This is a genomic window from Pseudomonas bharatica (assembly GCF_048586865.1).
In the GTDB taxonomy this organism is placed as follows: Bacteria; Pseudomonadota; Gammaproteobacteria; order Pseudomonadales; family Pseudomonadaceae; genus Aquipseudomonas; species Aquipseudomonas bharatica.
On sequence record NZ_JBMAWR010000011.1, the window covers coordinates 65,831 to 90,208 of the forward strand.

The window sequence follows — 24,378 nt, forward strand, 5'->3', positions numbered from 1 at the left end:
TAGGGTGCTCTTCGGCAAAGCGCACAGCGCCGTTTACTTAAAAGGGGCCGCAGGTAGAATGGCGCCCTTCCGTTTCGAGTCAGGGCTGAGTACATGGTGGCGTTGCCGACCTTAAGGATCATCGGTTTCATTATCGGCATCTTCCTGATCACCCTGGCGATCAGCATGACGGTCCCCATGGCCACGCTGATCATCTTCGAGCGCACCGGCGACATGCCGTCGTTCCTGTGGTCGAGCCTGATCACCTTCGTCGCCGGCCTGGCCCTGGTCCTGCCGGGGCGTCCGGAACACGTGCACCTGCGCCCTAGGGACATGTACCTGCTGACCGTCAGCAGCTGGCTGGTGGTATGCATCTTCGCCGCCCTGCCGTTCCTCCTGACCCAGCACATCAGCTACACCGACGCCTTCTTCGAGAGCATGTCGGGGATCACCGCCACCGGCTCCACGGTGCTCAGCGGCCTGGACAACATGTCGCCCGGCATCCTCATGTGGCGCTCGCTGCTGCACTGGCTCGGCGGCATCGGCTTCATCGGCATGGCGGTAGCGATCCTGCCGCTGCTGCGCATCGGTGGCATGCGCCTGTTCCAGACCGAGTCCTCGGACCGCTCGGAAAAGGTCATGCCGCGCTCGCACATGGTGGCCAAGTACATCGTGCTGGTGTACGTCGGCATCACCATCTTCGGCAGCCTGGCCTTCTGGTGGGCGGGAATGAGCCCGTTCGATGCGATCAACCATGCCATGTCGGCGATCTCGACCGGCGGTTTCTCCACCTCGGACATGTCCCTGGCGAAATGGGACCAGCCGGCAGTGCACTGGGTCGCGGTAGTGGTGATGATCTCCGGCAGCGTGCCTTTCACCCTGTACGTCGCCACCCTGCGCGGCAACCGCAGGGCGCTGATCCGCGACCAGCAGGTCCAGGGCCTGCTGCTCCTGCTGGTAGTAACCTGGATCGTGCTCGGCACCTGGTACTGGGCGACCACCAAGCTGCACTGGCTGGATGCCTTCCGCCATGTCGCCCTGAACGTCACCTCGGTCGTCACCACCACCGGTTTCGCCTTGGGCGACTACAGCCTGTGGGGCAATTTCTCGCTGATGCTGTTCTTCTACCTGGGCTTCATCGGCGGCTGCTCGGGCTCCACTGCCGGGGGCATCAAGATCTTCCGCTTCCAGGTCGCGTATATCCTGCTCAAGGCTTCGCTCAACCAGCTGATCCACCCGCGCGCGGTGATCAAGCAGAAATACAACGGTCACCGCCTCGATGAAGAAATCGTGCGCTCGATCCTGACCTTCTCGTTCTTCTTCGCCATCACCATCTGCGTGATCGCCCTGCTCCTGTCGCTGCTCGGCGTCGACTGGATGACTGCCTTGACCGGCGCGGCGAGTACCGTATCCGGCGTTGGCCCGGGGCTGGGCGAGACCATCGGCCCGGCGGGCAACTTCGCCACCTTGCCGGACGCGGCCAAGTGGATCCTGGCGGGCGGCATGCTGCTTGGCCGCCTGGAGATCATTACCGTATTTGTTCTCTGTATGCCGGCGTTCTGGCGGCACTGACAGCGTCCGCTTCCGCGTCGTCGTGGCTCAGGCCATGGCGACGGGCGCGATACTCGCCGGGAGTGAGACCGAACCAGCGACGAAATGCGCGGAAGAAGTTGCTCGGGTCGGCGAAGCCCAGCAGATAGGCGGTTTCCAACAAGGTCATGCCCGGCTGGGAAAGGTACTGCTCCGCCAGTTCGCGGCGGGTGTCGTCGAGCAGCGCCTGGAAACTGGTGCCCTCTTCCTGCAAGCGTCGCTGCAAGGTGCGCTGGGACAGGTGCAGCGCCTGGGCCACCAGCTCGCGCTTGGGCTCGCCCTGGGGCAATACGCGACACAGCACCTGCCGCGCCTGGTGGGTCACCCGGCTTTCCGAGAAACGCGCCAGATATTCCCCGGCAAACCGGTCGTGCAACACCGCCATCGCCTCGTTGGCGGTAGGCAACGGGGATTGCAGGTCGGACGGCTCGAAGATCAGCGCATCGTAGGGTGCGTTGAACACCAGCGGCGAATGGAAAGCGATACGGTAGGGCTCGATATCCTCGGGCTGCGGGCCCTGGATCAGCACCCGGCGCGGCTGGATGGTACGCCCGCTGAGCCAGCTGCACAGGGCCAGCGCGCAGGCCAGGGATGCTTCGGAACTGTGCCGGGTCGGTGGCAGGTGATCACCATGCACGGTGAGAATCAGGGCATGCCCCTCGGGGCCGAGCTGCAGGCTCAGGTCGGAGCTCTCGGCGATGATCCGCTGGTAGCGCACCAGGCGCTCGAAGCCTTCGGCCAGGGTGCGGCTGGACATCAGTGCATAACCCACCACATGGAAGGATGCCGGGCGCACCACCCTGGCCATGTTCAGGCCGATGGCGCGGTTGCCGGAAAGCTCCTCGGCGAGCAGCCAGAGGCGGGTCATGGAGTCCTGGGTGAAGCGCGCATCCGGGTCGCTCAGCGCGGCAAAGTCCAGGCCAAGCTTGTGGAACAGGGCCGGGCAGTCCAGCCCTTCGAGCTCGAGAGCCTTGACAATACCCGAGGCCCAGCTTGCTGAGGTGGTTCGCTCGTTCATTGGCTGGCTCTGGTTTGGGATAAGACGCAAGGATACTAAAGTGGCGCTTATTGTCACTTGCCGATACAGCAATTGACTCTAGACTGGGTTCAGGCTCCACGCCGTACCCGTTGAAAATCTACAAGAACAAGGAGGCATCAGCCCCGTGGAAAGCCCCCGCCGATTCGACAATTTCGCTCAGTTCTACCCCTACTACCTGAACGAACACGCCAACCCCGCCTGCCGTCGCCTGCACTTCATCGGTACCACGCTGGTCATCGCCCTGCTTGCCTACACGATCGGCAGTGGCACCTGGGTGCTGCTGCTGGCAGTGCCGTTCGCCGGGTACGGCTTCGCCTGGATCGGGCACTTCTTCTTCGAAAAGAACCGGCCGGCGACCTTTCAGCATCCGTTCTACAGTTTGCTGGGGGATTTCGTGATGTATCGGGACATGTTGCGCGGGAAAGTGAGTTTCTAAAGGCTTGCACCACACCCTGTGGGAGCGGGTTCACCCGCGATTACGATAGTGAGCCCTCCATCGCAATCGCGGGTGAACCCGCTCCCACAGAGGTCGCGGTGGCCCCTCAGCCTTGCACGGATTCGGCCACCCTGGCGGCTTCCTCCTCCGCCATCCGCGCCTGATCCTCGGCCAGCCGGTACAGCTCGATGGTCCCATCCCAGTGCTCGATCAGCGCCGTGCACGATTCCACCCAGTCCCCGCAATTGAGGTAGTCCACCTCCCCCACCTTGCGGATCTCGGCATGGTGGATATGCCCGCAGACCACGCCGTGGAAGCCCTGCTTCACGCATTCATGGGCGATGGCTTCTTCAAAATCGCTGATGAAGTTCACCGCCGTCTTGACCTTGTGCTTCAGGTACGCCGACAGCGACCAATAGCCATAGCCGTAGCGCGCCCGCCAGTGATTGAGCCAACGATTCAGGGTCAGGGTGAATTCGTAGGCCGAATCACCGAGGAACGCCAGCCAGCGGTGGTAGCGGGTGATCACGTCGAACTGGTCGCCATGGATCACCAGCAGGCGGCGCCCATCGGCTGTCAGATGCTCGGCCTGGTCCACCAGGTGGATATTGCCGAGGATCAGCCTGGAGTAGCGACGCAGGAACTCGTCATGGTTGCCGGTGACATAGATCACCTCGGTGCCGCGCTTGCTCATGGTCAGCAACCGGCGGATCACATTGGTATGTGCCTGCGGCCAGTACATGCCGCCGCGCAGTTTCCAGCCATCGATGATATCGCCGACCAGGTAGATGCGGTCGGCGTGGTAGCGCTTGAGAAACTGCGACAGGTGCTCGGCCTGGCAATCCCGCGTGCCCAGGTGCACGTCGGAAATCCACAGGGTGCGGACACGCCGCTTGCGCGTGGGCTTTAGAAACGCGGCACTGTTCATGGGCGAGGCTCCGGCTGACTTTGGTCGACCTTGCCAGCCAGCGGTTAATCCGACATGACAGCCATGCGGCAATCCCATGACAGCCGCCGGGGCGTACAATGGCAGCTTTCGCCCAGCCGGACACCACGCCAGATGAGCAACGGCCCGATTCTTTCCCTGCGCCATTACCGCGACGACCTGATCGCCCACGCCCACGACCACCCGCAACTGGTGTTCGGCCTCGGCGGTCGCCTGGATTTCGAGGTGGACGGCCGTGGCGGACGGGTCGAGCGCCAGGACCTGATGGTGATTCCCGCAGGTGCCCACCACACCTGCGGCAGCCCTGTCGGCAGCCATTGCCTGGTGCTGGATGTGCCGGCGGAAAACTGGCTGGCGCAGAGCCTGGGCGAGCGCAGCAGCGACTGCCTGCGCCTGCTGGACCGTCCTGGCCCGCTGCTGCTGGACAACCGCCAGCAACAGTTGGTGGACTGGCTGGCCCATGGGCCGATGGACGATCCACTGATCACCCGCCAGGGCGCGGTACTGCTGCTGGCCAGCCTGAATCGGGGCAACAGCCCGCTGCCGCCGTCGCGGGAGCTGCCCTACGCGTCCTTCGACGCGCATATCGAGCAATACGCCGCCTATCCCTTGCAAGTCGCCGACCTGGCCCGTCTCGCCGGCCTGTCCAGCGCCCGCCTGCATGCACGTTTCATGGCCGAACGCGGGATCACGCCGATGGAGTACATCCGCCAGCGCCGTTTGCTGCGCGGCCGCCAGTTGCTGCAAGGCAGCAGCCTGCCCATCGGCGAGATCGCCAGCCGGGTCGGCTACAGTTCCCAAAGCGCCTTCGCCGCCGCCATGCTCAAGGCCTTCGGTCGCAGCCCCGGCGCATTGCGCCGCGAGTCCGGCGACAACTGACGCGAGTCCGGCGACAGACAGCCCCGCTGTCGGCGCCGTAGACTGGCTGTGTCGATACCGGACCCCGCAAGGACTTCCATGAACCACCGCACTGCCCTCGGCGCCCTGCATATCGGCGCGCTGTTCTTTGGCCTGACCGGCGTCTTCGGCAAGCTGGCCAGCGCCTCGCCGTCGATCATCGTCTTCGGTCGGGCCGCCTTTGCGGTACTCGCCCTGGGCCTGTTCGCCCGCCTCGCCGGGCCGGGCTGGAAAGCGCTGCAAGCACAGGACTGGCGTCGCCTCGGGCTGGGCGGCGTATTGCTGGCCGGGCACTGGGTAAGTTTCTTCATTTCGGTAAAAGTCGGCGGCGTAGCCATCGCCACCCTCGGTTTCGCCAGCTTTCCGGCCTTTACCGTGCTTCTGGAAGGTGTGCTGTTCCGCGAGCGGATTCGCAGCAACGAGCTGCTGCTGGTGGGGCTGGTGACCGTCGGCCTGATCCTGGTGACACCGGAATTCAACCTGGCCAGCGAGGCCACCGGCGGCCTGCTCTGGTCGCTGCTGTCCGGCCTGCTGTTCTCACTGCTGTCGCTGACCAACCGTGCCGGCTCCGGACGGATTCCCGCAGTGCAGGCGGCGATGTGCCAGAACCTGGTGGTTGCCCTGTGCCTGCTGCCTTTCGCCGCGCCCGGCCTGGGCCAGGTGCCGGCCCTGGACTGGCTGTGGATCGGCCTGCTCGGGGTGTTCTGCACCGGCGTCGCCCATAGCCTGTTCGTCGCTGCCCTCGGCGTGATCAAGGCGCGCACCGCCGCCGTGGTGTTCGCCATGGAGCCGATCTACGGCATCGCCGTGGCCTGGATGCTGTTCGCCGAAACGCCCACGCCGCGCATGCTGCTGGGCGGCGTACTGATCATCTTCGCCATCGTCGTTTCCAGCCGACTGGCGGCCAGTGGCGGATCAACAAAGGTGGCTGCGGAGCATTAGCGATCGTTGTGGCCCAGGTCGCGTTGCGGGTCGATCCGGTCACGCACACGCTGCTTCAGCACCTTGGCCTCGGGGAAGCCGCCATCGGCCTTGCGCTCCCAGATCTGCACACCGTCGCAGGTAATGCGGAAAGTGCCGCCGGTGGCCGGCTCCAGGGCCACACGGGCCAGGTCGTCGCTGAAAGTGCTGAGCAGTTCCTGGGCCAACCAGGCGGCGCGCAGCAGCCATTGGCACTGGGTGCAGTAGGTGATGACGATCTCGGGCTTGGAGGTGCTCACGGTGGCGGTCTCAAAGGAAAGTAAGTGGCGCTTATACTAGCGGTTTGCCCTTGGCTTCGAGAATCGCGATGCGCTGCCTGCTGCTGTTTTTGCTTTTCCTGCTCCCGTCCCTGCATCTGGTCGCCGCCGAAACTGCCCGGCCCAAGGTCGGCCTGGTATTGTCCGGTGGCGCAGCCCGCGGGCTGGCGCATATCGGCGTGCTCAAGGCCCTGGAGGAACAGGGGGTGAAGATCGATGCCATCGCCGGCACCAGCATGGGCGCGGTGATCGGCGGGTTGTATGCCTCCGGCTACAAGGTCGAGGAGCTGGAAAAGCTGGCGCGCAGCATCGACTGGCAGCAGGCACTGTCCGACGCCCCGCCGCGCAAGGACGTGCCGTTCCGGCGCAAGCAGGACGACCGCGACTTTCTGGTGAAACAGAAGCTCAGCTTTCGCGACGACGGCAGCCTCGGCCTGCCGCTGGGCGTGATCCAGGGCCAGAACCTCGCCTTGCTGCTGGAAAGCCTGCTGGCCCATACCAGCGACACCCGTGACTTCGACAAGTTGCCGATTCCCTTCCGCGCCGTAGCCACCGATATCGCCAGCGGCGAAAAGGTCGTGTTCAGCCGCGGCCACCTGCCCCAGGTGATTCGCGCCAGCATGTCAATTCCGGCGGTGTTCGCCCCGGTGGAGCTGGATGGCCGGCTGCTGGTGGATGGCGGCATGGTCGACAACATCCCCCTGGATATCGTGCGGCAGATGGGGGTGGACGTGGCGATCGTCGTCGATATCGGCACCCCGCTGCGCAACCGCAAGCAATTGGGCACAGTGGTGGATGTGCTCAACCAGTCCATCACCCTGATGACCCGGCGCAACTCCGAGGAACAACTGGCGGCCCTGCACCGCGATGACATCCTGATCCAGCCGTCGCTGGCCAGCATCAGCGCCACCGACTTCGGCCGCGCCGAGGAAATGATGGACGCCGGCTACCGGGCCACACGGATCCTCGACAATCGCTTTGCCGCCCTGCGTCCGCCCGAAGGCAGCGGCATCGAGCTGGCAGTAGCGCGCTCGCCGGACCAGCGCACGCCGATCATCACCGCGATCAAGGTGGAAAACGACTCCAAGGTCAGCGATGACGTGGTTCGCTACTACATCCGCCAGACCATCGGCCAGCCGCTGGACCTGGGGCGCCTGCAGACCGACATGGGCACCCTCTACGGCCTGGATTACTTCGACCGGGTGCAGTACCGCGTGGTGCACAAGGGCAAGGACAACACCTTGGTGATCACCGCCCGCGGGCGGCGTGGTGGTACCGATTACCTGCGCCTGGGGCTCAACCTTTCCGATGACATGCGCGGTGACAGTGCCTTCAACCTCGGCGCCAGCTATCGGGTCAACGGCATCAACCAGCTCGGCGCCGAATGGCTGACCCGGGCGCAGATAGGTGATGTGCAGGAGCTGTACAGCGAGTTCTACCAGCCGATGGACGTAGGCTCGCGGTACTTCGTCGCGCCGTTCCTGGAGCTGGGCTCGCAGAATATCGAGGCGACGCTGGACAACGATCCGATCGCCGAATACCGCCTGGAACGCTACGGATTCGGTCTCAATGTCGGTCGGCAGATCGGCACCAGCGGCGAGGTGCGCCTGGGGGTAGGCCAGGCCTGGGGCCAGGCGAAAGTGCGGGTCGGCGACCAGGACCTGCCGGAGATCAACTTCAACGAGGGCTACTACGACCTCAAGTACTCGTTCGACACCCTGGACAATGTCTACTTTCCCCACAGCGGGGAAGACATCCGCCTGACCCTGCGCCAGTTCGAGCCCGCACTGGGGTCGGACCAGCGCTACCGGCAGTGGGATCTGAAGCTGGACAAGGCCTTGAGCAGCGGACCGGATACCTGGGTACTGGGCGGTCGCTATGGCCGTACCCTGGATGATGCCGACGTAGTGGTGTCGAGCATGGTCATGGGCGGGGCGCGGCAGCTCTCGGGCTTCCGGCAGAATTCGCTGTCGGGGCAAAACCTCAGCCTGATGCGCATGGTGTACTACCGCCGGCTGACCCCGCGGGCCTATCTGCCGCTGGATTTCCCGTTGTACCTGGGCGGATCGCTCGAGCGCGGGCGGGTGTGGAACAACGACAACGAATTCGACAGCGGCTACATCAACGCGGCGAGCATCTTCCTCGGCTTCGACACACCGCTGGGGCCGCTGAGCTTCAGCTATGGGTTCAATACCGAGGATGAGAAGGCGGTGTACCTGAATCTTGGGCAGACGTTCTAGGGCCTCATCGCCGGCAACGCCGGCTCCCACAAGGTTCGGCGGTGCACGCGATCCCTGTGGGAGCTGGCGTTGCCAGCGATGAAGCCAGTGACTTCAAAATCAAACCTTGGACTTGTCCAGGTTCGCCAGGATCCGCGTATGCACCCGCATGCACACCGCCAGGTCCTCTTCATCGACACCGGTGAACAGTTCCACGCGCAGGGCATTGGCGATGGTTTCGATCTGGTCGATCAATGGCTTGGCCGGAGGGCACAGGACGATCTTCTTGGCCCGCCGGTCTTCCAGCACCGCATGGCGTTTCACCAGCCCCTGTGCTTCCAGGCTGTCGAGCAATCGGGCCAGGGTCGGGCCTTCGACGCCCACGCTTTGGGCCAGTTCACGCTGGGTAGGGGCTTCGTCGAAACGGGCAAGGTGCAGCAGCACCAGCCAACGCGCCTGGGACAAGTTCAGGCCCGCCAGGCGGCGGTCCAGCTCGGCGCGCCAGCCTCGGGACATGTGGGCAAGCTGCATCCCGAAGCGGTGTTGATCGGTCAATGGCATGGAAAACTCATGGTCAGAACTAATTATTAGTCAGCTAACCATGGCCTTTGCGCTTAGGCAAGGTTCATCTTGACGACGATCTTGACCAAACGTAAGAAATAGTGACAACCCTCGCTACATCTCGAATTCGGCCGCCAGGGCGGCACGCACGCAGTAGAGCACCCCGTCCGGTACCCGCGAACCGAACAGCGGCTGGATCTCGGACACCGGCGGCAGTTCGCCTTCACCATCGAGGAAGGCATCCTGCACTTCCATCATCAGGTCTTCGGGCAGGTCCAGGGCCTGCTCCAGCGACAGCTCCTGACGACCAATCGCCTCGGCCAGCAGGCTGTAGACGTTCTTCTCGCTGCATTTCAGTTGCGCGGCAATCTGCGCAGGCGTCATGCCAGCGCGGGCCAGGCTGACCAGCTCGTGGCGCAGGTCGGTGACCACAGGTGGCGTTCCGGCCTCGCCGCCGAGTACCTCGAGGAAGGCCTCGCCGTAGCGTTCCAGCTTGCGTGCACCGACGCCGCTGACCCGCGCCATCTCGGCCAGGGTGGTGGGCTGGCTGCGGAGCATCTCCAGCAGGGTCGAGTCGGGGAAGATGACGTAGGGCGGCACGCCGTGTTCCTCGGCCAGCTTGCGCCGCAGGGTACGCAGGGCTTCCCATTGCTCGCGCTCGTCACCACGCACCAGTTGGCTGGCCGGACTGCCACCGCTGCTGCTGCCCTTGCTGGTGGTCTGCGGCTTGAGGTCACGGCGCAGTTCCAGGGTCACTTCGCCGCGCAACAGCGGACGGCAGGTATCGGACAGGCGCAGGCCGCCATAACCGTCCAGGTCTACATCCACCAGGCCGCGGGCCACCATCTGGCGGAACAGCGAGCGCCATTCGCCTTCGGCGCGGCCTTTGCCGACGCCATACACGGAGAGTTTTTCGTGACCGAAGTTGCGGACCTTCTCGTTGTCCTTGCCCAGCAGCACATCCACCAGATGACCGACGCCATAGCGCTGGCCGGTACGGTAGATCGCCGAGAGGGCCTGGCGCGCCGGCTCGGTGGCGTCCCAGGTCTGCACGCCATCGACACAGTTGTCGCAGTGACCGCAGGGGTTGGGCAGCTCTTCATCGAAGTAGCGCAACAACGCCTGGCGACGGCAGCGGGTTTCCTCGCACAGCGCAAGCATGGCATCGAGCTTGTGCTGCTCGACGCGCTTGTGCCGCTCGTCGCCTTCGGAGTTCTGCAACATCTGCTTGAGCATGACCATGTCCTGCAGGCCATAGGCCATCCAGGCGTCGGCAGGCAGGCCGTCGCGACCGGCGCGACCGGTTTCCTGGTAATAGGCTTCCAGCGACTTGGGCAGGTCGAGGTGAGCGACGAAGCGCACGTTGGGCTTGTCGATGCCCATGCCGAAGGCGATGGTCGCAACCATGATCAGCCCTTCCTCGTTGAGGAAGCGACGCTGGTTGGCAGCACGGGTCTCGGCAGGCAGGCCGGCATGATAGGGCAGCGCCGGGAAGCCTTCGCCGCACAGGAACGCGGCGACTTCGTCGACCTTCTTGCGCGACAGGCAATACACGATGCCGGCATTGCCGCGACGCTCGCCGAGGAACGCCAGCAACTGCTTGCGCGGCTGCTCCTTGGGCACGATGCGATAAAAAATGTTGGGTCGGTCGAAACTGGAAAGGAACCGCTCGGCATTCTGCAGATGCAGGCGGTTGACGATCTCTTCGCGGGTGCGCATGTCCGCGGTAGCGGTCAGGGCGATGCGCGGCACATTCGGGAAGAGCTCGGCCAACTGGCCAAGTTGCAGGTACTCGGGACGGAAATCGTGACCCCATTGCGAAACGCAGTGGGCCTCGTCGATGGCGAACAGGGCGATGTCCAGGTCACGGAGGAAATCCAGCATGCGTGGCTGGACCAGGCGCTCCGGTGCGAGATACAGCATCTTCAGCTCGCCGCGACGAATGCGTCCGGCCAGCTCGCGTTGCTGTTCCGGGCTCATGGTCGAGTTCAGGGACGCGGCAGCGACCCCTAGCTCGTCGAGGGTCGCGACCTGGTCTTCCATCAGCGCGATCAGCGGCGACACCACCACCGCAAGGCCGTTGCGCAGCAGCGCCGGAACCTGGAAGCACAGGGACTTGCCGCCACCGGTAGGCATCAGCACCAGCGCATCGCCACCCTTGGCCACGCACTCGATGATCGCCCCCTGGCGACCGCGGAAGCTGTCGTAGCCGAAGATATCGCGCAGAACGCGCTGAGCCTGTTCGAGCATAACCACTCCAAAATCGTGAACCCATCCTGGCCATACAGGCTGGATCAAAACCCTTCGCCTCTCACGGAAAAAAACGCAAGCAGCTTTTACCGGGCAAATTCCGCACCCGGCGGAAAAAAGCCGAGAGTATACCCGAGCCCCCGCCTGCGCAGGGCGACCGCGCGATAGAGCGTCATCCTTTGCCTTGCGAGGCCCGCACAATGCTAGAATTCAATATTGTTCCATTTTCAAGGTAGCCCCTAATGTCCTTCGCTGAGCAATTGACCCGCCTGCAAGTCTTCCTCGACGCCGACGAGCTGCATGAAGAGGCGTTGGACTACGTTGCCGCCCACGGCTACCTGACCGCGCTATCGATCTGCGCCGAAGAGGTGCCCGAGCGGGAATGGATCGACGCCCTGTTCTCCGAGGAGCCCCACTACGCCAGCGACGCCCAGCGCGCCGAGATCGAAGCCACCCTGGTCCAGCTCAAGGGCCATATCGCCCGCCAGTTGGCCAGCGACGAGGAATTCGAGCTGCCATGCGACCTCGACCTTGGCGACGAGCCGGACGATTCCGACCTGCGCGGCTGGTGCATCGGCTTCATGGAAGGCGTGTTCCTGCGCGAGGAAGCCTGGTTCGAAAGCGCCGAAGAGGAAGTCAGCGAGATGCTCCTGCCGATCATGGTCGGTTCCGGCCTGTTCGACGAGCAGCCCGAGTTCGCCGACATTGCCAGTGATGCGAACCTGATGGACGACATGATCGTGCAGATCCCCGAAGCACTGACTGCCCTGTACCTGCTGTGCCACGCGCCAGACGAAAAACCGGCCCTGCTCAAACCGCGCCACCACTGATTCCGTGGTGGTGCGCTACCTGCTGCTGGCCACTGGCTGGCTCAGCGTCGCGTTGGGGGTGATTGGCATTTTCCTTCCGGTATTGCCAACCACCCCTTTTCTATTGCTCGCGGCAGCCTGTTTTGCCCGCAGCTCTCCGCGCTTTCATGACTGGCTGGTAAATCACCCGCGGCTCGGGCCGTGGATTCGTGATTACCTCAGTGGCGAGGGCATTCCGCTCAAGGGCAAGGTCTACGCCATCGGTCTGATGTGGGCGAGTATCGGCCTCTCCTGCTACCTGGTGCCATCACCCTGGGCCCGGGGCTTCATGCTGACCAGTGCGGTGCTGGTTTCGATCTATATCCTCAGGCAGAAGACCCTGCGTCGGCGGGACTAGGTTGTTGTCTTGAGGGCCTCATCGCTGACAAGCCAGCTCCCACAGGGATCCAACCTGTGTGTGGCTTGCCAGCGATGAGGCCCTGAAGCCTTACACGGTATCCACCTTCAACGACTGGTCATTCAGCATCCCGTTGATGACGGTCGCCGTATCCGCCCCCGCCGCTATCATCCCGCCCGAGCCTGCCGCCACCCCGTAATGCTGGGCCAGGTCCACTCCTGCCAGGTCGATGGTCTGGGTAGCCGCCGCCCCGGCCACCGAACTGACCTCGATGGTCGACACCACACTGGCACCACTGCCGGTCACCTTGAAGTGCAGGTAATCGTCCAGTGAAGCACTGGTGGCGTTCTCCCCCTGCAGCAGTTGGGAGAGATCCAGATGATCGGTGCCAGGGGTAAAATCGCTCACAACATCATGCCCGTTGTCGCCCAGTTGCCACCGGAAGGTATCGGCCCCCGGGCCGCCGGTCAGGGTGTCATCCCCTCGCCCGCCGATCAGCAGGTCGTCGCCACCACCGCCACTGAGCACATCGTTGCCAAGGCCGCCGCGTAACACGTTGGCGTTGCCGTCACCGGTCAGGGTGTCGTTGTAGTCCGAACCGACCAGGTTCTCGATCGATACCAGGGTATCCAGCCCGGCACCGACGGTATTCTGCTGAGCGGCGATGGACAGGTTGACCGTTACCCCGGCGGTGGCGCTGGCATAGCTGGCCGTGTCGATACCGGCGCCGCCGTCCAGCAGGTCGTTGCCGGGACCGCCGATCAGCAGGTCATTGCCATTGCCGCCATACAGCGCATCGTTGCCGTCACCGCCGATCAACACATCGTTGCCATCGCCACCATTGAGCGTGTCATTGCCGCTGCCGCCAAGCAGGGTGTCGGCATTGACGGTACCGGTGAGGATCGAGCTGTCCTGGTAGTTGATATCCACAGCCCCGGTCGCCGTGCCGCCATGACCGTCGCTGACGGTGTAGGTACCGTTGTATTGCGGCGTGTTGTTGGCGGCGCCGGAATAATCGATGGTCATGGTCAACTGATAGTTTTCCGCGTTGTTGGCATTGCCTCCGCCACCGCTGTTGGTGAGATTGACCACATGGATGCTGTAGACCCCGTCGTGGCTGGCGATGAAGGTTCCACCATCGGCAATGGTCTGGTAGCTGCCGGTGGCGTCCTTCCATTCCATCAGCACATTGCCAGCCGGCCGGTCATGGTCGAGATTGAGAGACTCGCCCTGCTTGAGGGTAACGGTGATGGTGTCTTCGTCGTTGGCATTGGCCGTAGTCACCGCGCCCAGGTAGCCGCTGACAATGACCGCGGCGGTCATGGAAGAGGCTGTTCCGGTGAAGGTGCTGCGGGCGATGTCCTTCAACTGGTTCGCCGCACTGTTGTTGGTCCCGTTGAATACGACCGTAGGCGTTGTATTACCTACGGTGAAGTCCGCGCCGCGCGCCGTCCAGCCGGTATTGAAGGAAATCGGGGAAGCACTCAGTCGGTCGTTGTTGGCATCGGTGTCGTTGGCCACCAGCGCCTCGGACGGCACGGTGATAGTGGCCGACAGGATATTGGTGATGACATGGTCGGCCCCGGCCACCGGCGCGGCATTGGTGTAGACATTGACCAGCAGGGTGGCATTGCTCAGGTCACCATCGTTGTCGCTGACCACAAAGCCGATGTTCTCCACCTGGCTGCTGCCATTGTCTTTCGGCGGCGTGTAGGTGAATTCGCCGGTGTCCATGTTCACCACGATCGAACCGCCGAGTACCGTCTTCACCGTGATGCTGTTGCTCGCGGTATCGAACATGCCGCGATCGGTTCCCCCGCTGGCAGCATAGGATCCCTGGTTGGAATTACCCTTCGGATCGTAGGTATAGGTGGTGCCATCGATTACCAGTGACTTGATGAAACCGCCGTCGGCCCCGAAGTAGCCGCCAGTCATAAGGCTGCCAGTGACCGGTGCGCCCTGCACCGTGCCGGAAAGTACCGAGTTGAGCTGGTTGAGATCGGTGACAACGGTGGAGTTGGTGTCGGTGTGGGTGCTGCCGTCATAGGCCAGTGGGTTGAGATTGCTGGTATTGACCCCACTGCCCAGGCCGATGGCGTAGGACTTGATCCCGTTGGCATCCAGGAAGTTGGTCCAGGTGGTTTCGCGGGTACCGGAGATGGCATGACCAGACGTAGGCTCGCCGTCGGAGAAGAAGTAGGTAATATTCTGCGCGCCTACGATTTTTCCTGCGGTGGCAAACGCCGCCTGGGCCGTGGTGGTGGCGGAGTCATAGTAGGTGTTGCCGCCAGCGCTCAGGCCATTGACGATGGTCTTGGCATCCGCCACCGAAACCCAGACGGAAGACGGCTGGGAAGCACCACTCGAGAAGGTGACGATCTGCACCTTCACATCACCCAGGTCGTCATATTTGTCCAGCAACTGCGCGATGGCCTGCTTGGCCAGCTGGATACGGGTCAGTCCCGGTACGCCGGAGGCATCGTTCATGCTGCCGGACACGTCGATCACCAGCAGCAGGTTGGAATCCACCTGGCCCGGAGTGACAGAACGGGTCGCACCCACGGCCTTGGGTACGTCGTCGACGATGTTGATCTGGATGGTGCTGGTGGTGAAGTTGCCGAGCGCATCCGTCGCCTTGTAGGTGAAGGTCTCGCTCATCACATTGGCGCCATCGTTGGCACCACTCGGGGTCTTCGGCGCGGAGGTCAGGGTGTAGGTGTAGGAGCCGTTCGCCAGCAATTGGATCTGGCCGTAGGCACCCGTCGGACTGCCCAGCAGGCTGTAGGTAATGGCGCCGGAACCACCCGACACCGACCCCACCAGGGTCCCGCTGCCGGTTTCCGCGGTATTGCCCGGATCGCTGCCGATCACAGTCCCTGCGGCCAGGTCCTGGCCATCTTTCGTCAGGTCCAGTGCTTTTTCATACACCGTAATGTCCTGATCCTGTCCGGCGACCAAGCCGCAATCCTGCACATTGATGGTCAACGTCGTGGTGCTTTCATCACCATCGGAGTCGCGAATGGTGTAGGTGAATACATCCTGCGCCCCGGCCGGCGCCACCGAGTTCGGGTTGGCGTGATAAACCGCATTGCCTGCGGCATCCAGGGTCAAGGTCCCGTAGATGCCCGCAACGTTGGTGTTCAGCGAACCGATGGCTGCAGTCGCAGTGTTGGCGCCGGCGCGCACGCCCACCACCACATTGCTACCCGGATCGTCGGCGCCCCTGGTGTCATTCACCAGCACATTGCCACTGACCGTGCCGCCCTCGACCACCGAGGCCGAGTCCGCTCGCGCCGTCGGAACGTCGTCGACGATGTTCACGTCCAGGCTGCCGCTGCTGGTACTGCCATCCGTATCGGTGGCAGTGACGGTGAAGCTTTCGGTCAGGTTGTTGATGCCTCCGCCCGTTGGATGGGCTTCGTTATCCAGCAAGGTGTAGCTGTAGGACACGACACCCGTACTGGCGTTGTACCCGGTGACCGTCAGGGTATTGCCCAACAACGTCGTGGTGCTTTGCGGGAAGGTTGCTACCACGCCACCGCTGATTACATTGATACCGCCCACGCTCAGGGTTTGCAGGCCGTCCGGTGCCGTAACCATGAAGGTGCCGGATTGCGTTAGCGCTACTGCGTTGGGGCTGCTGCCGTCGCTGAGGTTTTTCTCGTAGACAGTTAGCTCACCACCAGATACGTCAAGACCGTTGAGGGTCACCGAATCGTTCAGGTTCTTGATATTCAGCACCAGGTTGGCAGTGCTGGTGTCGCCATCGGCATCGCTCAGGGTGTAGGTGAAGGTCTCGGTACCCGTGCCACCGCCATGCAGGTTGTAGAAGTCCGAGTCCGAAGGATTCAGCGTGTAGGTGTAGGAACCATCCGCCGCCAGCACCAGGGTGCCGTAGGTTCCGGTGAAGGTACCTGCGGTGATCGGTCCGGTGACACGGTCGGCGCCCTGGACATCGTTGGTCAGCACATTACCCGTCAGTACAGTTGCTGCCTCGGTAGCCACCGATGCATTGGTGTCAGCCACCGCCGTCGGCACATCATCGACGATGTTCACGTCCAAGCTGCCGCTGCTGGTGCTGCCGTCGGTGTCGGTGGCGGTGACCGTGAAGCTTTCTGTCAGGTTGTTGATGCCACCGCCTGCAGGATGGGATTCGTTATCCAGCAAGGTGTAGCTGTAGGACACGACACCCGTACTGGCGTTGTACCCGGTGATCGTCAAGGTGTTGCCCAACAACGTCGTGGTGCTTTGCGGGAAGGTTGCTGCCACGCCACCGCTGATTACGTTGATACCGCCCACACTCAGGGTTTGTAGACCATCCGGCGCGGTTACCGTGAAGGTGCCGGATTGGGTCAGGGCTGCTGCGTTGGGGCTGCTGCCGTCGCTCAGGTTTTTCTCGTAGACAGTTAGCTCACCACCAGACACGTCAAGACCGTTGAGGGTCACCGGATCGTTGAGGTTCTTGATGTTCAGCACCAGATTGGCAGTGCTGGTATCCCCATCAGCATCGCTCAGGGTGTAGGTGAAGGTGTCGGTGCCCGTACCGCCGCCATGCAGGTTGTAGAAGTCCGGATCCGAAGGATTCAGCGTATAGGTGTAGGAGCCGTCCGCCGCCAGCACCAAGGTGCCGTAGGTTCCGGTGAAGGTACCTGCGGTGATCGGTCCGGTGACACGGTCGGCGCCCTGGACATCATTGGTAAGGACATTGCCGGTCAGCACGGTTGCGGCTTCCGTTGCCACGCCGGCATTGGTATCCGCGAAGGCTGTCGGCACATCGTCCACGACATTCACGTCCAGGCTGCCGCTACTGGTGCTGCCATCCGTATCGATGGCAGTGACGGTGAAGCTCTCGGTCAGGTTGTTGATACCACCGCCAATTGGATGGGTTTCGTTGTCCAACAAGGTGTAGCTGTAGGAAACCACCCCAGTCGCCGGGTTGTAGCCTGTCACTGTCAGGGTATTGCCCAAAGGAGTCGTGGCTGTTTGCGGGAAAGTGGCCGCCACGCCGCCGCTGATCACGTTGATGCCGCCCACGCTGAGGGTTTGCAAACCATCGGGTGCCGTAACCGTGAAGGTGCCGGACTGGGTCAGGGCAGCAGCATTCGGACTGCTGCCGTCGCTGAGGTTTTTCTCGTAGACCGATAGCTCACCACCAGAAACGTCCAGCCCGTTGAGGGTGACTGGGTCGTTGAGGTTCTTGATGTCCAGTACCAGGTTGGCAGTGCTGGTGTCGCCATCGGCATCGCTCAGCGTGTAGGTGAAGGTGTCGGTGCCCGTACCGCCGCCGTGCAAGTTGTAGAAGTCCGGGTCTGACGGATTCAGCGTATAGGTGTAGGAGCCGTCCGCCGCCAGCACCAAGGTGCCGTAGGTTCCGATGAAGGTACCTGCGGTGATCGGTCCGGTGACACGATCGGCGCCCTGTACATCGTTGGTCAGCACATTACCCGTCAGTACGGTTGCTGCCTCGGTAGCCACCGATGCATTGGTGTCAGCTACTGCCGTCGGCACATCATCAATGATGTTCACGTCCAGGCTGCCGCTACTGGTGCTGCCGTCGGTGTCCGTCGCTGTGACCGTGAAGCTCTCGGTCAGGTTGTTAATGCCACCGCCCGTTGGATGGGTTTCGTTGTCCAGCAAGGTGTAGCTGTAAGAGACCACGCCGGTACTGGTGTTGTACCCGGTGACCGTCAGGGTATTACCCAACAACGTCGTGGTGCTTTGCGGGAAGGTTGCTGCCACGCCACCGCTGATTACATTGATACCGCCCACACTCAGGGTTTGCAGGCCGTCCGGTGCGGTAACCGTAAAGGTGCCGGATTGCGTCAGCGCTACTGCGTTGGGGCTGCTGCCGTCGCTCAGGTTTTTCTCGTAGACAGTTAGCTCACCACCAGATACGTCAAGACCGTTGAGGGTCACCGGATCGTTGAGGTTCTTGATGTTCAGCACCAGATTGGCAGTGCTGGTATCCCCATCAGCATCGCTCAGGGTGTAGGTGAAGGTCTCGGTACCCGTGCCACCGCCATGCAGGTTGTAGAAGTCCGGATCCGAAGGATTCAGCGTATAGGTGTAGGAACCATCCGCAGCCAGCACCAGGGTGCCGTAGGTCCCGATGAAGGTACCAGCGGTAACAGGACCAACCACCCGGTCAGCCCCTTGCACATCGTTGGTCAGAACATTACCGGTCAACACGGTTGCCGCTTCCGTCGCCACGCTGGCGTTGGTATCCGCGACGGCTGTCGGCACGTCATCCACGACATTCACGTCCAGGCTGCCGCTACTGGTGCTGCCATCAGTGTCGGTAGCAGTGACCGTGAAGCTCTCTGTCAGGTTGTTGATACCACCGCCAATTGGATGGGTTTCGTTGTCCAACAAGGTGTAGCTGTAGGAAACCACCCCGGTCGCCGGGTTGTAGCCTGTCACTGTCAGGGTATTGCCCAAAGGAGTCGTGGCTGTTTGCGGGAAAGTGGCCGCCACGCCGCCGCTGATCACGTTGATGCCGCCCACACTCAGCGTTTGCAGGCCGTCCGGCGCGGTTACCGTGAAGGTGCCGGATGGGGTCAGGGCAGCAGCATTCGGGCTGCTGCCGTCGCTCAGGTTTTTCTCGTAGACCGATAGCTCACCACCCTCCGCATCAAGACCGTTGAGGGTGACTGGGTCGTTGAGGTTCTTGATGTTCAGCACCAGGTTGGCGGTGCTGGTGTCGCCATCGGCATCACTCAGCGTGTAGGTAAAGGTCTCGGTGCCCGTCCCGCCGCCATGCAGGTTGTAGAAGTCCGGGTCTGACGGATTCAGCGTATAGGTGTAGGAACCGTCCGCCGCCAGTACCAGGGTGCCGTAGGTTCCGGTGAAGGTACCTGCGGTGATCGGCCCGCTGACACGGTCGGCGCCCTGGACATCGTTGGTCAGCACATTACCCGTCAGTACAGTTGCTGCCTCGGTAGCCACCGATGCATTGGTGTCAGCTACTGCCGTCGGCACATCATCGATGATGTTCACGTCCAGGCTGCCGCTGCTGGTGCTGCCATCCGTATCGGTGGCAGTGACGGCGAAGCTCTCGGTCAGGTTGTTGATGCCACCGCCTGCAGGATGGGATTCGTTATCCAGCAAGGTGTAGCTGTAGGACACGACACCCGTACTTGCGTTGTACCCGGTGATCGCCAAGGTATTGCCCAACAACGTCGTGGTGCTTTGCGGGAAGGTTGCTGCCACACCACCGCTGATTACATTGATACCGCCCACACTCAGGGTTTGCAGGCCGTCCGGCGCGGTTACCGTGAAGGTGCCGGACTGGGTCAGGGCAGCAGCATTCGGGCTGCTGCCATCACTGAGGCTCTTCTCGTAGACCGATAGCTCGCCGCCCTCCGCATCAAGACCGTTGAGGGTGACTGGGTCGTTGAGGTTCTTGATGTTCAGCACCAGGTTGGCAGTGCTGGTATCGCCATCGGCATCGCTCAGTGTGTAGGTAAAGGTCTCGGTACCCGTCCCGCCACCGTGCAGGTTGTAGAAGTCCGGATCCGAAGGATTCAACGTGTAGGTGTAGGAACCATCCGCCGCCAGTACCAGGGTGCCGTAGGTTCCGGTGAAGGTACCTGCGGTGATCGGTCCGGTGACACGGTCGGCGCCCTGGACATCGTTGGTCAGAACATTACCGGTCAACACGGTTGCCGCTTCCGTCGCCACGCTGGCGTTGGTATCCGCGACGGCTGTCGGCACGTCATCCACGACATTCACGTCCAGGCTGCCACTGCTGGTGCTGCCATCCGTATCGGTGGCAGTGACGGTGAAGCTCTCGGTCAGATTGTTGATACCACCGCCCGTTGGATGGGCTTCGTTATCCACCAGGCTATAGCTGTAGGAAACCACCCCGGTCGCCGGGTTGTAGCCCGTCACCGTCAGCGTATTGCCCAAAGGAGTCGTGGCTGTTTGCGGGAAAGTGGCCGCCACGCCGCCGCTGATCACATTGATGCCGCCCACACTCAGCGTTTGCAGGCCGTCCGGTGCGGTTACCGTGAAGGTGCCGGATTGGGTCAGGGCCGCAGCATTCGGACTGCTGCCGTCGCTGAGGTTTTTCTCGTAGACCGATAGCTCACCACCAGAAACGTCCAGCCCGTTGAGGGTGACTGGGTCGTTCAGGTTCTTGATGTCCAGTACCAGGTTGGCAGTGCTGGTATCCCCATCGGCATCACTCAGCGTGTAGGTAAAGGTCTCGGTACCCGTACCACCGCCATGCAGGTTGTAGAAATCCGGATCCGAAGGATTCAGCGTATAGGTGTAGGAACCATCCGCAGCCAGCACCAGGGTGCCGTAGGTCCCGATGAAGGTACCAGCGGTAACAGGACCAACCACCCGGTCAGCCCCTTGCACATCGTTGGTCAGCACATTACCGGTCAGCACGGTTGCCGCTTCGGTCGCCACGCCGGCATTGCTGTCAGCCACCGCCGTGGGCACATCGTCGACGATCACCACGTTAAGGTTGACGCTGCCGGTGCTGCCATCGGTATCGGTAGCGACCACGGTGAAAGTCTCACCCAGGCTATTGGCACCGCCACCTGCCGGGTGGGCTTCATTGCCATTCAAGGTGTAGCTGTAGGTCACCAACCCGGTCGCCGGGTCATAACCGATCACAGTGAAGGTATTGCCCAGCGGCGTGACCACCGACTGTGTCCCGGTGTTCGCCCCCCCACCGCTGACGACGCTGATTCCACCCACGCTCAGGGTCTGCAGCCCGTCCGCCGCACTGACGGTGAAACTGCCACTCCGGGTCAGTGCCGCCATATCCGGGCTGCTGCCGGTGCCAAGGTTGTTCTCGAAGACCGTGGTGATCCCGCCGTTGGCCCCGAGTCCGCCGATAGTCACCGGGTCGTCGAGGTTGGTGATGTTCAGCACCAGGTTGGCGGTACTGGTATCTCCGTCTGCGTCGGTCAGGGTGTAGGTGAAGGTCTCGGTGCCCTTGCCACCGCCGTGCAGATTGACGAAATCCGGGTCCGACGGATTCAGGGTATAGGTGTAGGAGCCATCCGAAGCCAGGACCAGGGTGCCGTAGGTTCCGACGTAGGTCCCGGGAATGATCGGATTGGCCACCCGGTCGGCGCCCTGGATATCGTTGGGCAACACATTGCCTGTCAGCACGGTGGCGGCTTCGCTAGCGACCGACGGGTTACCGTCGTCCACCGCCTGCGGTACATCGTCGATGATGGTGACATCCAGGCTGCCGCTGGTGACGTCGCCATTGCTGTCGCTGGCCAACACCGGGATGCTTTCGCCCAGGGCGCTGCCGGCAGTGGCGAGGGTGTAGCTGTAGTTGACCACACCGGTGGCCGCGTCGTAGCCAGTGATGGTCAGGACATTTCCCAGGCCAGTGGTGAAGGACTGGCCCACGCCCGTGACGACACCATTGGTCAACACATTGATGCCGCCGACATTCAGGTTGAGCACCCCGTCGAGGGCCACCACGCTGAAGGTGCCGGTCTGGGTGAGCGCGCCCGGATTGCTGGCAGAACCCAGCGGCAGGTTGGCTTCATTGACCGAAATCTCACCGCCCTCCACCGCCAGCCCTACCAGGGTGATGGGATTGTCGACGGCCGGAAGCGGCTCGTTGTGGTCGATGAAGCCGGTGTCCAGCTCAGCCCTTTCAGCGGCGAACTGCAGGCCGGCCGTAGGAAAGCCGATCACCGGATCGACACGTCCACCGACCTCGGTCAGCAGCACGAAGCTGTGACCGCCGCCCAATGCCCCCGGAGCCCCGTTCGTAGGGCCGGCCGCCGTGGCCTCGGCATCCTGGGTCGGGTCACCACCGGCGGCAATGGCTTGCTGGAGTTTCTCGACTTCGGCGAGCTGCGCTTCGCTCGGTGGGACCGCCTCCGGCGCCAGCACATGGGGTGCCTGGTGAGCTAACAGACCATTGGAAAGGCTCAGGCTGCTGTCACGCCCCAGGGTCAGCTCCCCGCCATTGGCCAGATGGACCGCCACCGCGCCTGTAGCACCGGTTTCCAGTCGCTCGCCGACGAACAGCCGATCGCCCTCGATCAACAACCGCCGGGTACCGTCGGCCTCGACCGCGAACACCTGACCGATCACCTTGCTGACCACACCAATTGACTTGGCCATCTAGCCACTCCTCCACTGTCGACGTTCTTCGCAGAAAAGCCTGTGGTGTCTCGTGGTTGAACACCCGGAAGGTGCCCGACTCGAAGTAGCTGCGACCGTCAAGACGGCGGGTTTTCAACCAGACCCGGATGCCTTGCATGGATCGCTGCGATGGAGTGACAACCGATAGTGGCGATTGGCTTCATGCCAAATTTCTGTCGCAAATCCCAAGGTTGTCTGACTCCGCTCCACGCCTTTCTTGCCCATGGTCGAAAGACGACCGAAGTTTTTCTGACGCCAGTAAAAAAGCGCTTTAGCGCGCTATTTACGTGGCCTGCGGGTTAAACAATGTGCCGCTTTCCTTAGACCGCATAAGTTTTTTTTCGCATAACACTTATGAAAATTTCTTCTTAGCTTTTCGCCCAAATGTTCTTAGCTCTGTTGTTACAAGCGTGAAACGGTTAAACCACAATTTTTCGCCATTTTTTTGGCGATTGCAGATCCAAAAATGGACTCAGGGAGAAGTACCCCATGCGCGTTTTGAACCCCATCACCAGTGCAGTTCTACTGGCCATCGTCTGTGCCAACGCCCAGGCCATGTCAGTGCAGGAAGCCGTGCAAAGCGCTGTGGATTACCACCCGGAAATCAAGTCGGCAGGCAACAGCAAGCTGTCTGCCGATGAAGATGTGAAACAGGCTCGCGGTGGCTACTACCCCACCGTCGATCTGGTTGCCGGTTATGGTCGAGAACGTTCGGACAACCTGAACACCCGGGGCCTCAACCCTGACGGCACGCGCAATCACAACAAGGAAACGCTCAACTACACCCAGTCGGAACTGAGACTGCGGCAGATGCTCTTCGATGGCTTCAATACCTCCAACGAGGTGGCCCGCACCCAGGCCTACGCCACGTCCCGGGCCTATTACACCCAGGCCACCGCGCAAACCGTGGCGCTGCGGGCAGTGGAGGTGTATCTGGAAGTGCTCAAGCGTCGTGAGTTGCTGACCCTGGCCAAGAACAACCTGCAGGCGCACCTGCGGGTCAACGACCAGATCGGCCTGCGCAGCGAGCGCGGCGTGGGCAGCACTGCCGACCTCGATCAGTCCGTGGCCCGCCGCGCCCTCGCCGAGAACAACCTGAATACCGCGGAGGTGGACCTGCAGGATGCTGAAGCCAACTTCTACAGCGTGGTGGGCCGTTTCCCCGATGAGCTGGAAACGCCCGCCTCGATCAAGGGCCTGCTCCCTGCCAGCCTTCAGGAAGCACGCACTGCCATGCTGCAGGACAACCCCTACCTGAAATCGGCCCAGGCCGATATCCAGGCCGCCGAACAGCAATACGAACAAGCCAAGTCGGTGTTTTATCCACGTCTTGACGCCATAGCGTCCACCGGAGCCAACAACAACATCGGGGGCGAGCCAGGCCATAGCAATACCGACTGGAGGGCCGGCGTGGAGATGACCTGGAACCTTTACCGCGGCGGCAGCGACAAGGCCCGCCTGCAATCGGATGCGCACAAGATCAACCAGGCCATGGACATTCGCAACAACGCCCTGCGCCAGCTCACCGAAGACCTGTCGCTGGCCTGGAACGCCTTCAACAACGCCCAGAAGCAGACCCCGGCGGCCAGGCAATATGCCGAGACCACCACCCGGGTGCGCGCCGCCTACCAGGACCAGTTCGGCCTCGGCCAGCGCACCCTGCTCGACCTGCTCGACAGCGAGAACGAGCTGTACAACGCCAATCGGCGCTATGTCGAAGTCCGCTATATCGAGGAGTTCTCCGCTTACCGGCTGCTGGCCAACATGGGTGACCTGCTGACGAAGCAGAAAATCTCCCTGCCGCCGGAAGCCATCGCCCAGAGCGAAGTACGCAACAACGTGCAGTTACCTGACATGCGTTGACCCTGTTCCGCCGCAGCGGCGGGAGG

Annotated in this window: 14 protein-coding genes; 8 read left to right on the forward strand and 6 right to left on the reverse strand. The window is 62.4% G+C overall.

Annotation, left to right across the window (positions count from 1 at the left end; translation table 11 throughout):
• Positions 1–96 precede the first annotated feature (96 nt).
• Positions 97–1,551 carry a TrkH family potassium uptake protein gene (locus ACKLLE_RS14530; RefSeq protein ID WP_009405123.1) on the forward strand — a complete coding sequence of 485 codons (1,455 nt, stop codon included), beginning with the start codon at positions 97–99 and terminating at the stop codon, positions 1,549–1,551.
• Here ACKLLE_RS14530 and ACKLLE_RS14535 read toward each other — a convergent pair.
• Positions 1,508–2,587 (reverse strand): AraC family transcriptional regulator, encoded by a 1,080-nt coding sequence (locus tag ACKLLE_RS14535; RefSeq protein WP_009405124.1) that lies wholly within the window; start codon positions 2,585–2,587, stop codon positions 1,508–1,510. The two genes, ACKLLE_RS14530 and ACKLLE_RS14535, sit on opposite strands and share 44 nt — an antisense overlap.
• Positions 2,588–2,732: 145 nt before the next feature.
• Between ACKLLE_RS14535 and ACKLLE_RS14540 the strand changes: the two genes are divergently transcribed.
• The gene (locus tag ACKLLE_RS14540; protein WP_064301954.1) at positions 2,733–3,044 is read left to right on the forward strand and encodes an Mpo1-like protein; all 312 of its coding nucleotides are present in this window, start codon (positions 2,733–2,735) and stop codon (positions 3,042–3,044) included.
• Between the two features lie 106 nt (positions 3,045–3,150).
• Here the strand turns inward: ACKLLE_RS14540 and ACKLLE_RS14545 are convergent, their stop codons facing one another.
• The gene (locus tag ACKLLE_RS14545; RefSeq protein WP_009405126.1) at positions 3,151–3,972 is read right to left on the reverse strand and encodes a UDP-2,3-diacylglucosamine diphosphatase; all 822 of its coding nucleotides are present in this window, start codon (positions 3,970–3,972) and stop codon (positions 3,151–3,153) included.
• Positions 3,973–4,104: 132 nt separating this feature from the next.
• Between ACKLLE_RS14545 and ACKLLE_RS14550 the strand changes: the two genes are divergently transcribed.
• Both ACKLLE_RS14550 and ACKLLE_RS14555 read left to right on the forward strand, forming a co-directional pair.
• Positions 4,105–4,869: an AraC family transcriptional regulator gene (locus ACKLLE_RS14550; protein WP_064301952.1), complete on the forward strand. Its 765-nt coding sequence runs from the start codon at positions 4,105–4,107 to the stop codon at positions 4,867–4,869.
• A 78-nt stretch (positions 4,870–4,947) separates the two neighbouring features.
• Positions 4,948–5,829 carry a DMT family transporter gene (locus ACKLLE_RS14555; RefSeq protein ID WP_064301951.1) on the forward strand — a complete coding sequence of 294 codons (882 nt, stop codon included), beginning with the start codon at positions 4,948–4,950 and terminating at the stop codon, positions 5,827–5,829.
• Here ACKLLE_RS14555 and ACKLLE_RS14560 read toward each other — a convergent pair.
• The gene (locus ACKLLE_RS14560; protein ID WP_064301950.1) at positions 5,826–6,107 is read right to left on the reverse strand and encodes an Rdx family protein; all 282 of its coding nucleotides are present in this window, start codon (positions 6,105–6,107) and stop codon (positions 5,826–5,828) included. The two genes, ACKLLE_RS14555 and ACKLLE_RS14560, sit on opposite strands and share 4 nt — an antisense overlap.
• Before the next feature lie 68 nt (positions 6,108–6,175).
• Here ACKLLE_RS14560 and ACKLLE_RS14565 point away from each other — a divergent pair, with 68 nt between their 5' ends.
• A complete protein-coding gene (locus ACKLLE_RS14565) occupies positions 6,176–8,365 on the forward strand; it encodes a patatin-like phospholipase family protein (protein ID WP_009405133.1) in 2,190 nt (729 codons plus the stop codon).
• A gap of 99 nt (positions 8,366–8,464) precedes the next feature.
• Here ACKLLE_RS14565 and ACKLLE_RS14570 read toward each other — a convergent pair whose 3' ends face one another.
• Both ACKLLE_RS14570 and recQ read right to left on the reverse strand, forming a co-directional pair.
• The gene (locus ACKLLE_RS14570; protein ID WP_009405134.1) at positions 8,465–8,905 is read right to left on the reverse strand and encodes a MarR family transcriptional regulator; all 441 of its coding nucleotides are present in this window, start codon (positions 8,903–8,905) and stop codon (positions 8,465–8,467) included.
• A 114-nt stretch (positions 8,906–9,019) separates the two neighbouring features.
• Entirely contained in the window at positions 9,020–11,155 is a 2,136-nt protein-coding gene (gene recQ, locus ACKLLE_RS14575; protein WP_420058346.1) for a DNA helicase RecQ, read from the reverse strand.
• A gap of 242 nt (positions 11,156–11,397) precedes the next feature.
• On the opposite strand from recQ, the gene ACKLLE_RS14580 reads away from it, so the two are divergent.
• Both ACKLLE_RS14580 and ACKLLE_RS14585 read left to right on the forward strand, forming a co-directional pair.
• Positions 11,398–11,985, forward strand: a complete 588-nt coding sequence (locus ACKLLE_RS14580; RefSeq protein WP_009405136.1) for a YecA/YgfB family protein — start codon at positions 11,398–11,400, stop codon at positions 11,983–11,985.
• A gap of 10 nt (positions 11,986–11,995) precedes the next feature.
• Positions 11,996–12,361 carry a YbaN family protein gene (locus ACKLLE_RS14585; RefSeq protein ID WP_064302006.1) on the forward strand — a complete coding sequence of 122 codons (366 nt, stop codon included), beginning with the start codon at positions 11,996–11,998 and terminating at the stop codon, positions 12,359–12,361.
• Between the two features lie 90 nt (positions 12,362–12,451).
• On the opposite strand, the gene ACKLLE_RS14590 is transcribed toward ACKLLE_RS14585, so the two are convergent.
• Positions 12,452–22,468: a retention module-containing protein gene (locus tag ACKLLE_RS14590; RefSeq protein ID WP_420058347.1), complete on the reverse strand. Its 10,017-nt coding sequence runs from the start codon at positions 22,466–22,468 to the stop codon at positions 12,452–12,454.
• Positions 22,469–22,978: 510 nt separating this feature from the next.
• On the opposite strand from ACKLLE_RS14590, the gene ACKLLE_RS14595 reads away from it, so the two are divergent.
• A complete protein-coding gene (locus ACKLLE_RS14595) occupies positions 22,979–24,352 on the forward strand; it encodes a TolC family outer membrane protein (RefSeq protein ID WP_064301947.1) in 1,374 nt (457 codons plus the stop codon).
• Positions 24,353–24,378: the final 26 nt, after the last annotated feature.

Coding starts and splice junctions, on each gene's coding strand:
- ACKLLE_RS14535 (WP_009405124.1), bottom strand. CDS start 2,587: ATGAACGAGCGAACCACCTCAGCAAGCTGGGCCTCGGGTATTGTCAAG.
- ACKLLE_RS14545 (WP_009405126.1), bottom strand. CDS start 3,972: ATGAACAGTGCCGCGTTTCTAAAGCCCACGCGCAAGCGGCGTGTCCGC.
- ACKLLE_RS14550 (WP_064301952.1), top strand. CDS start 4,105: ATGAGCAACGGCCCGATTCTTTCCCTGCGCCATTACCGCGACGACCTG.
- ACKLLE_RS14555 (WP_064301951.1), top strand. CDS start 4,948: ATGAACCACCGCACTGCCCTCGGCGCCCTGCATATCGGCGCGCTGTTC.
- ACKLLE_RS14565 (WP_009405133.1), top strand. CDS start 6,176: ATGCGCTGCCTGCTGCTGTTTTTGCTTTTCCTGCTCCCGTCCCTGCAT.
- ACKLLE_RS14570 (WP_009405134.1), bottom strand. CDS start 8,905: ATGCCATTGACCGATCAACACCGCTTCGGGATGCAGCTTGCCCACATG.
- recQ (WP_420058346.1), bottom strand. CDS start 11,155: ATGCTCGAACAGGCTCAGCGCGTTCTGCGCGATATCTTCGGCTACGAC.
- ACKLLE_RS14580 (WP_009405136.1), top strand. CDS start 11,398: ATGTCCTTCGCTGAGCAATTGACCCGCCTGCAAGTCTTCCTCGACGCC.
- ACKLLE_RS14590 (WP_420058347.1), bottom strand. CDS start 22,468: ATGGCCAAGTCAATTGGTGTGGTCAGCAAGGTGATCGGTCAGGTGTTC.
- ACKLLE_RS14595 (WP_064301947.1), top strand. CDS start 22,979: ATGCGCGTTTTGAACCCCATCACCAGTGCAGTTCTACTGGCCATCGTC.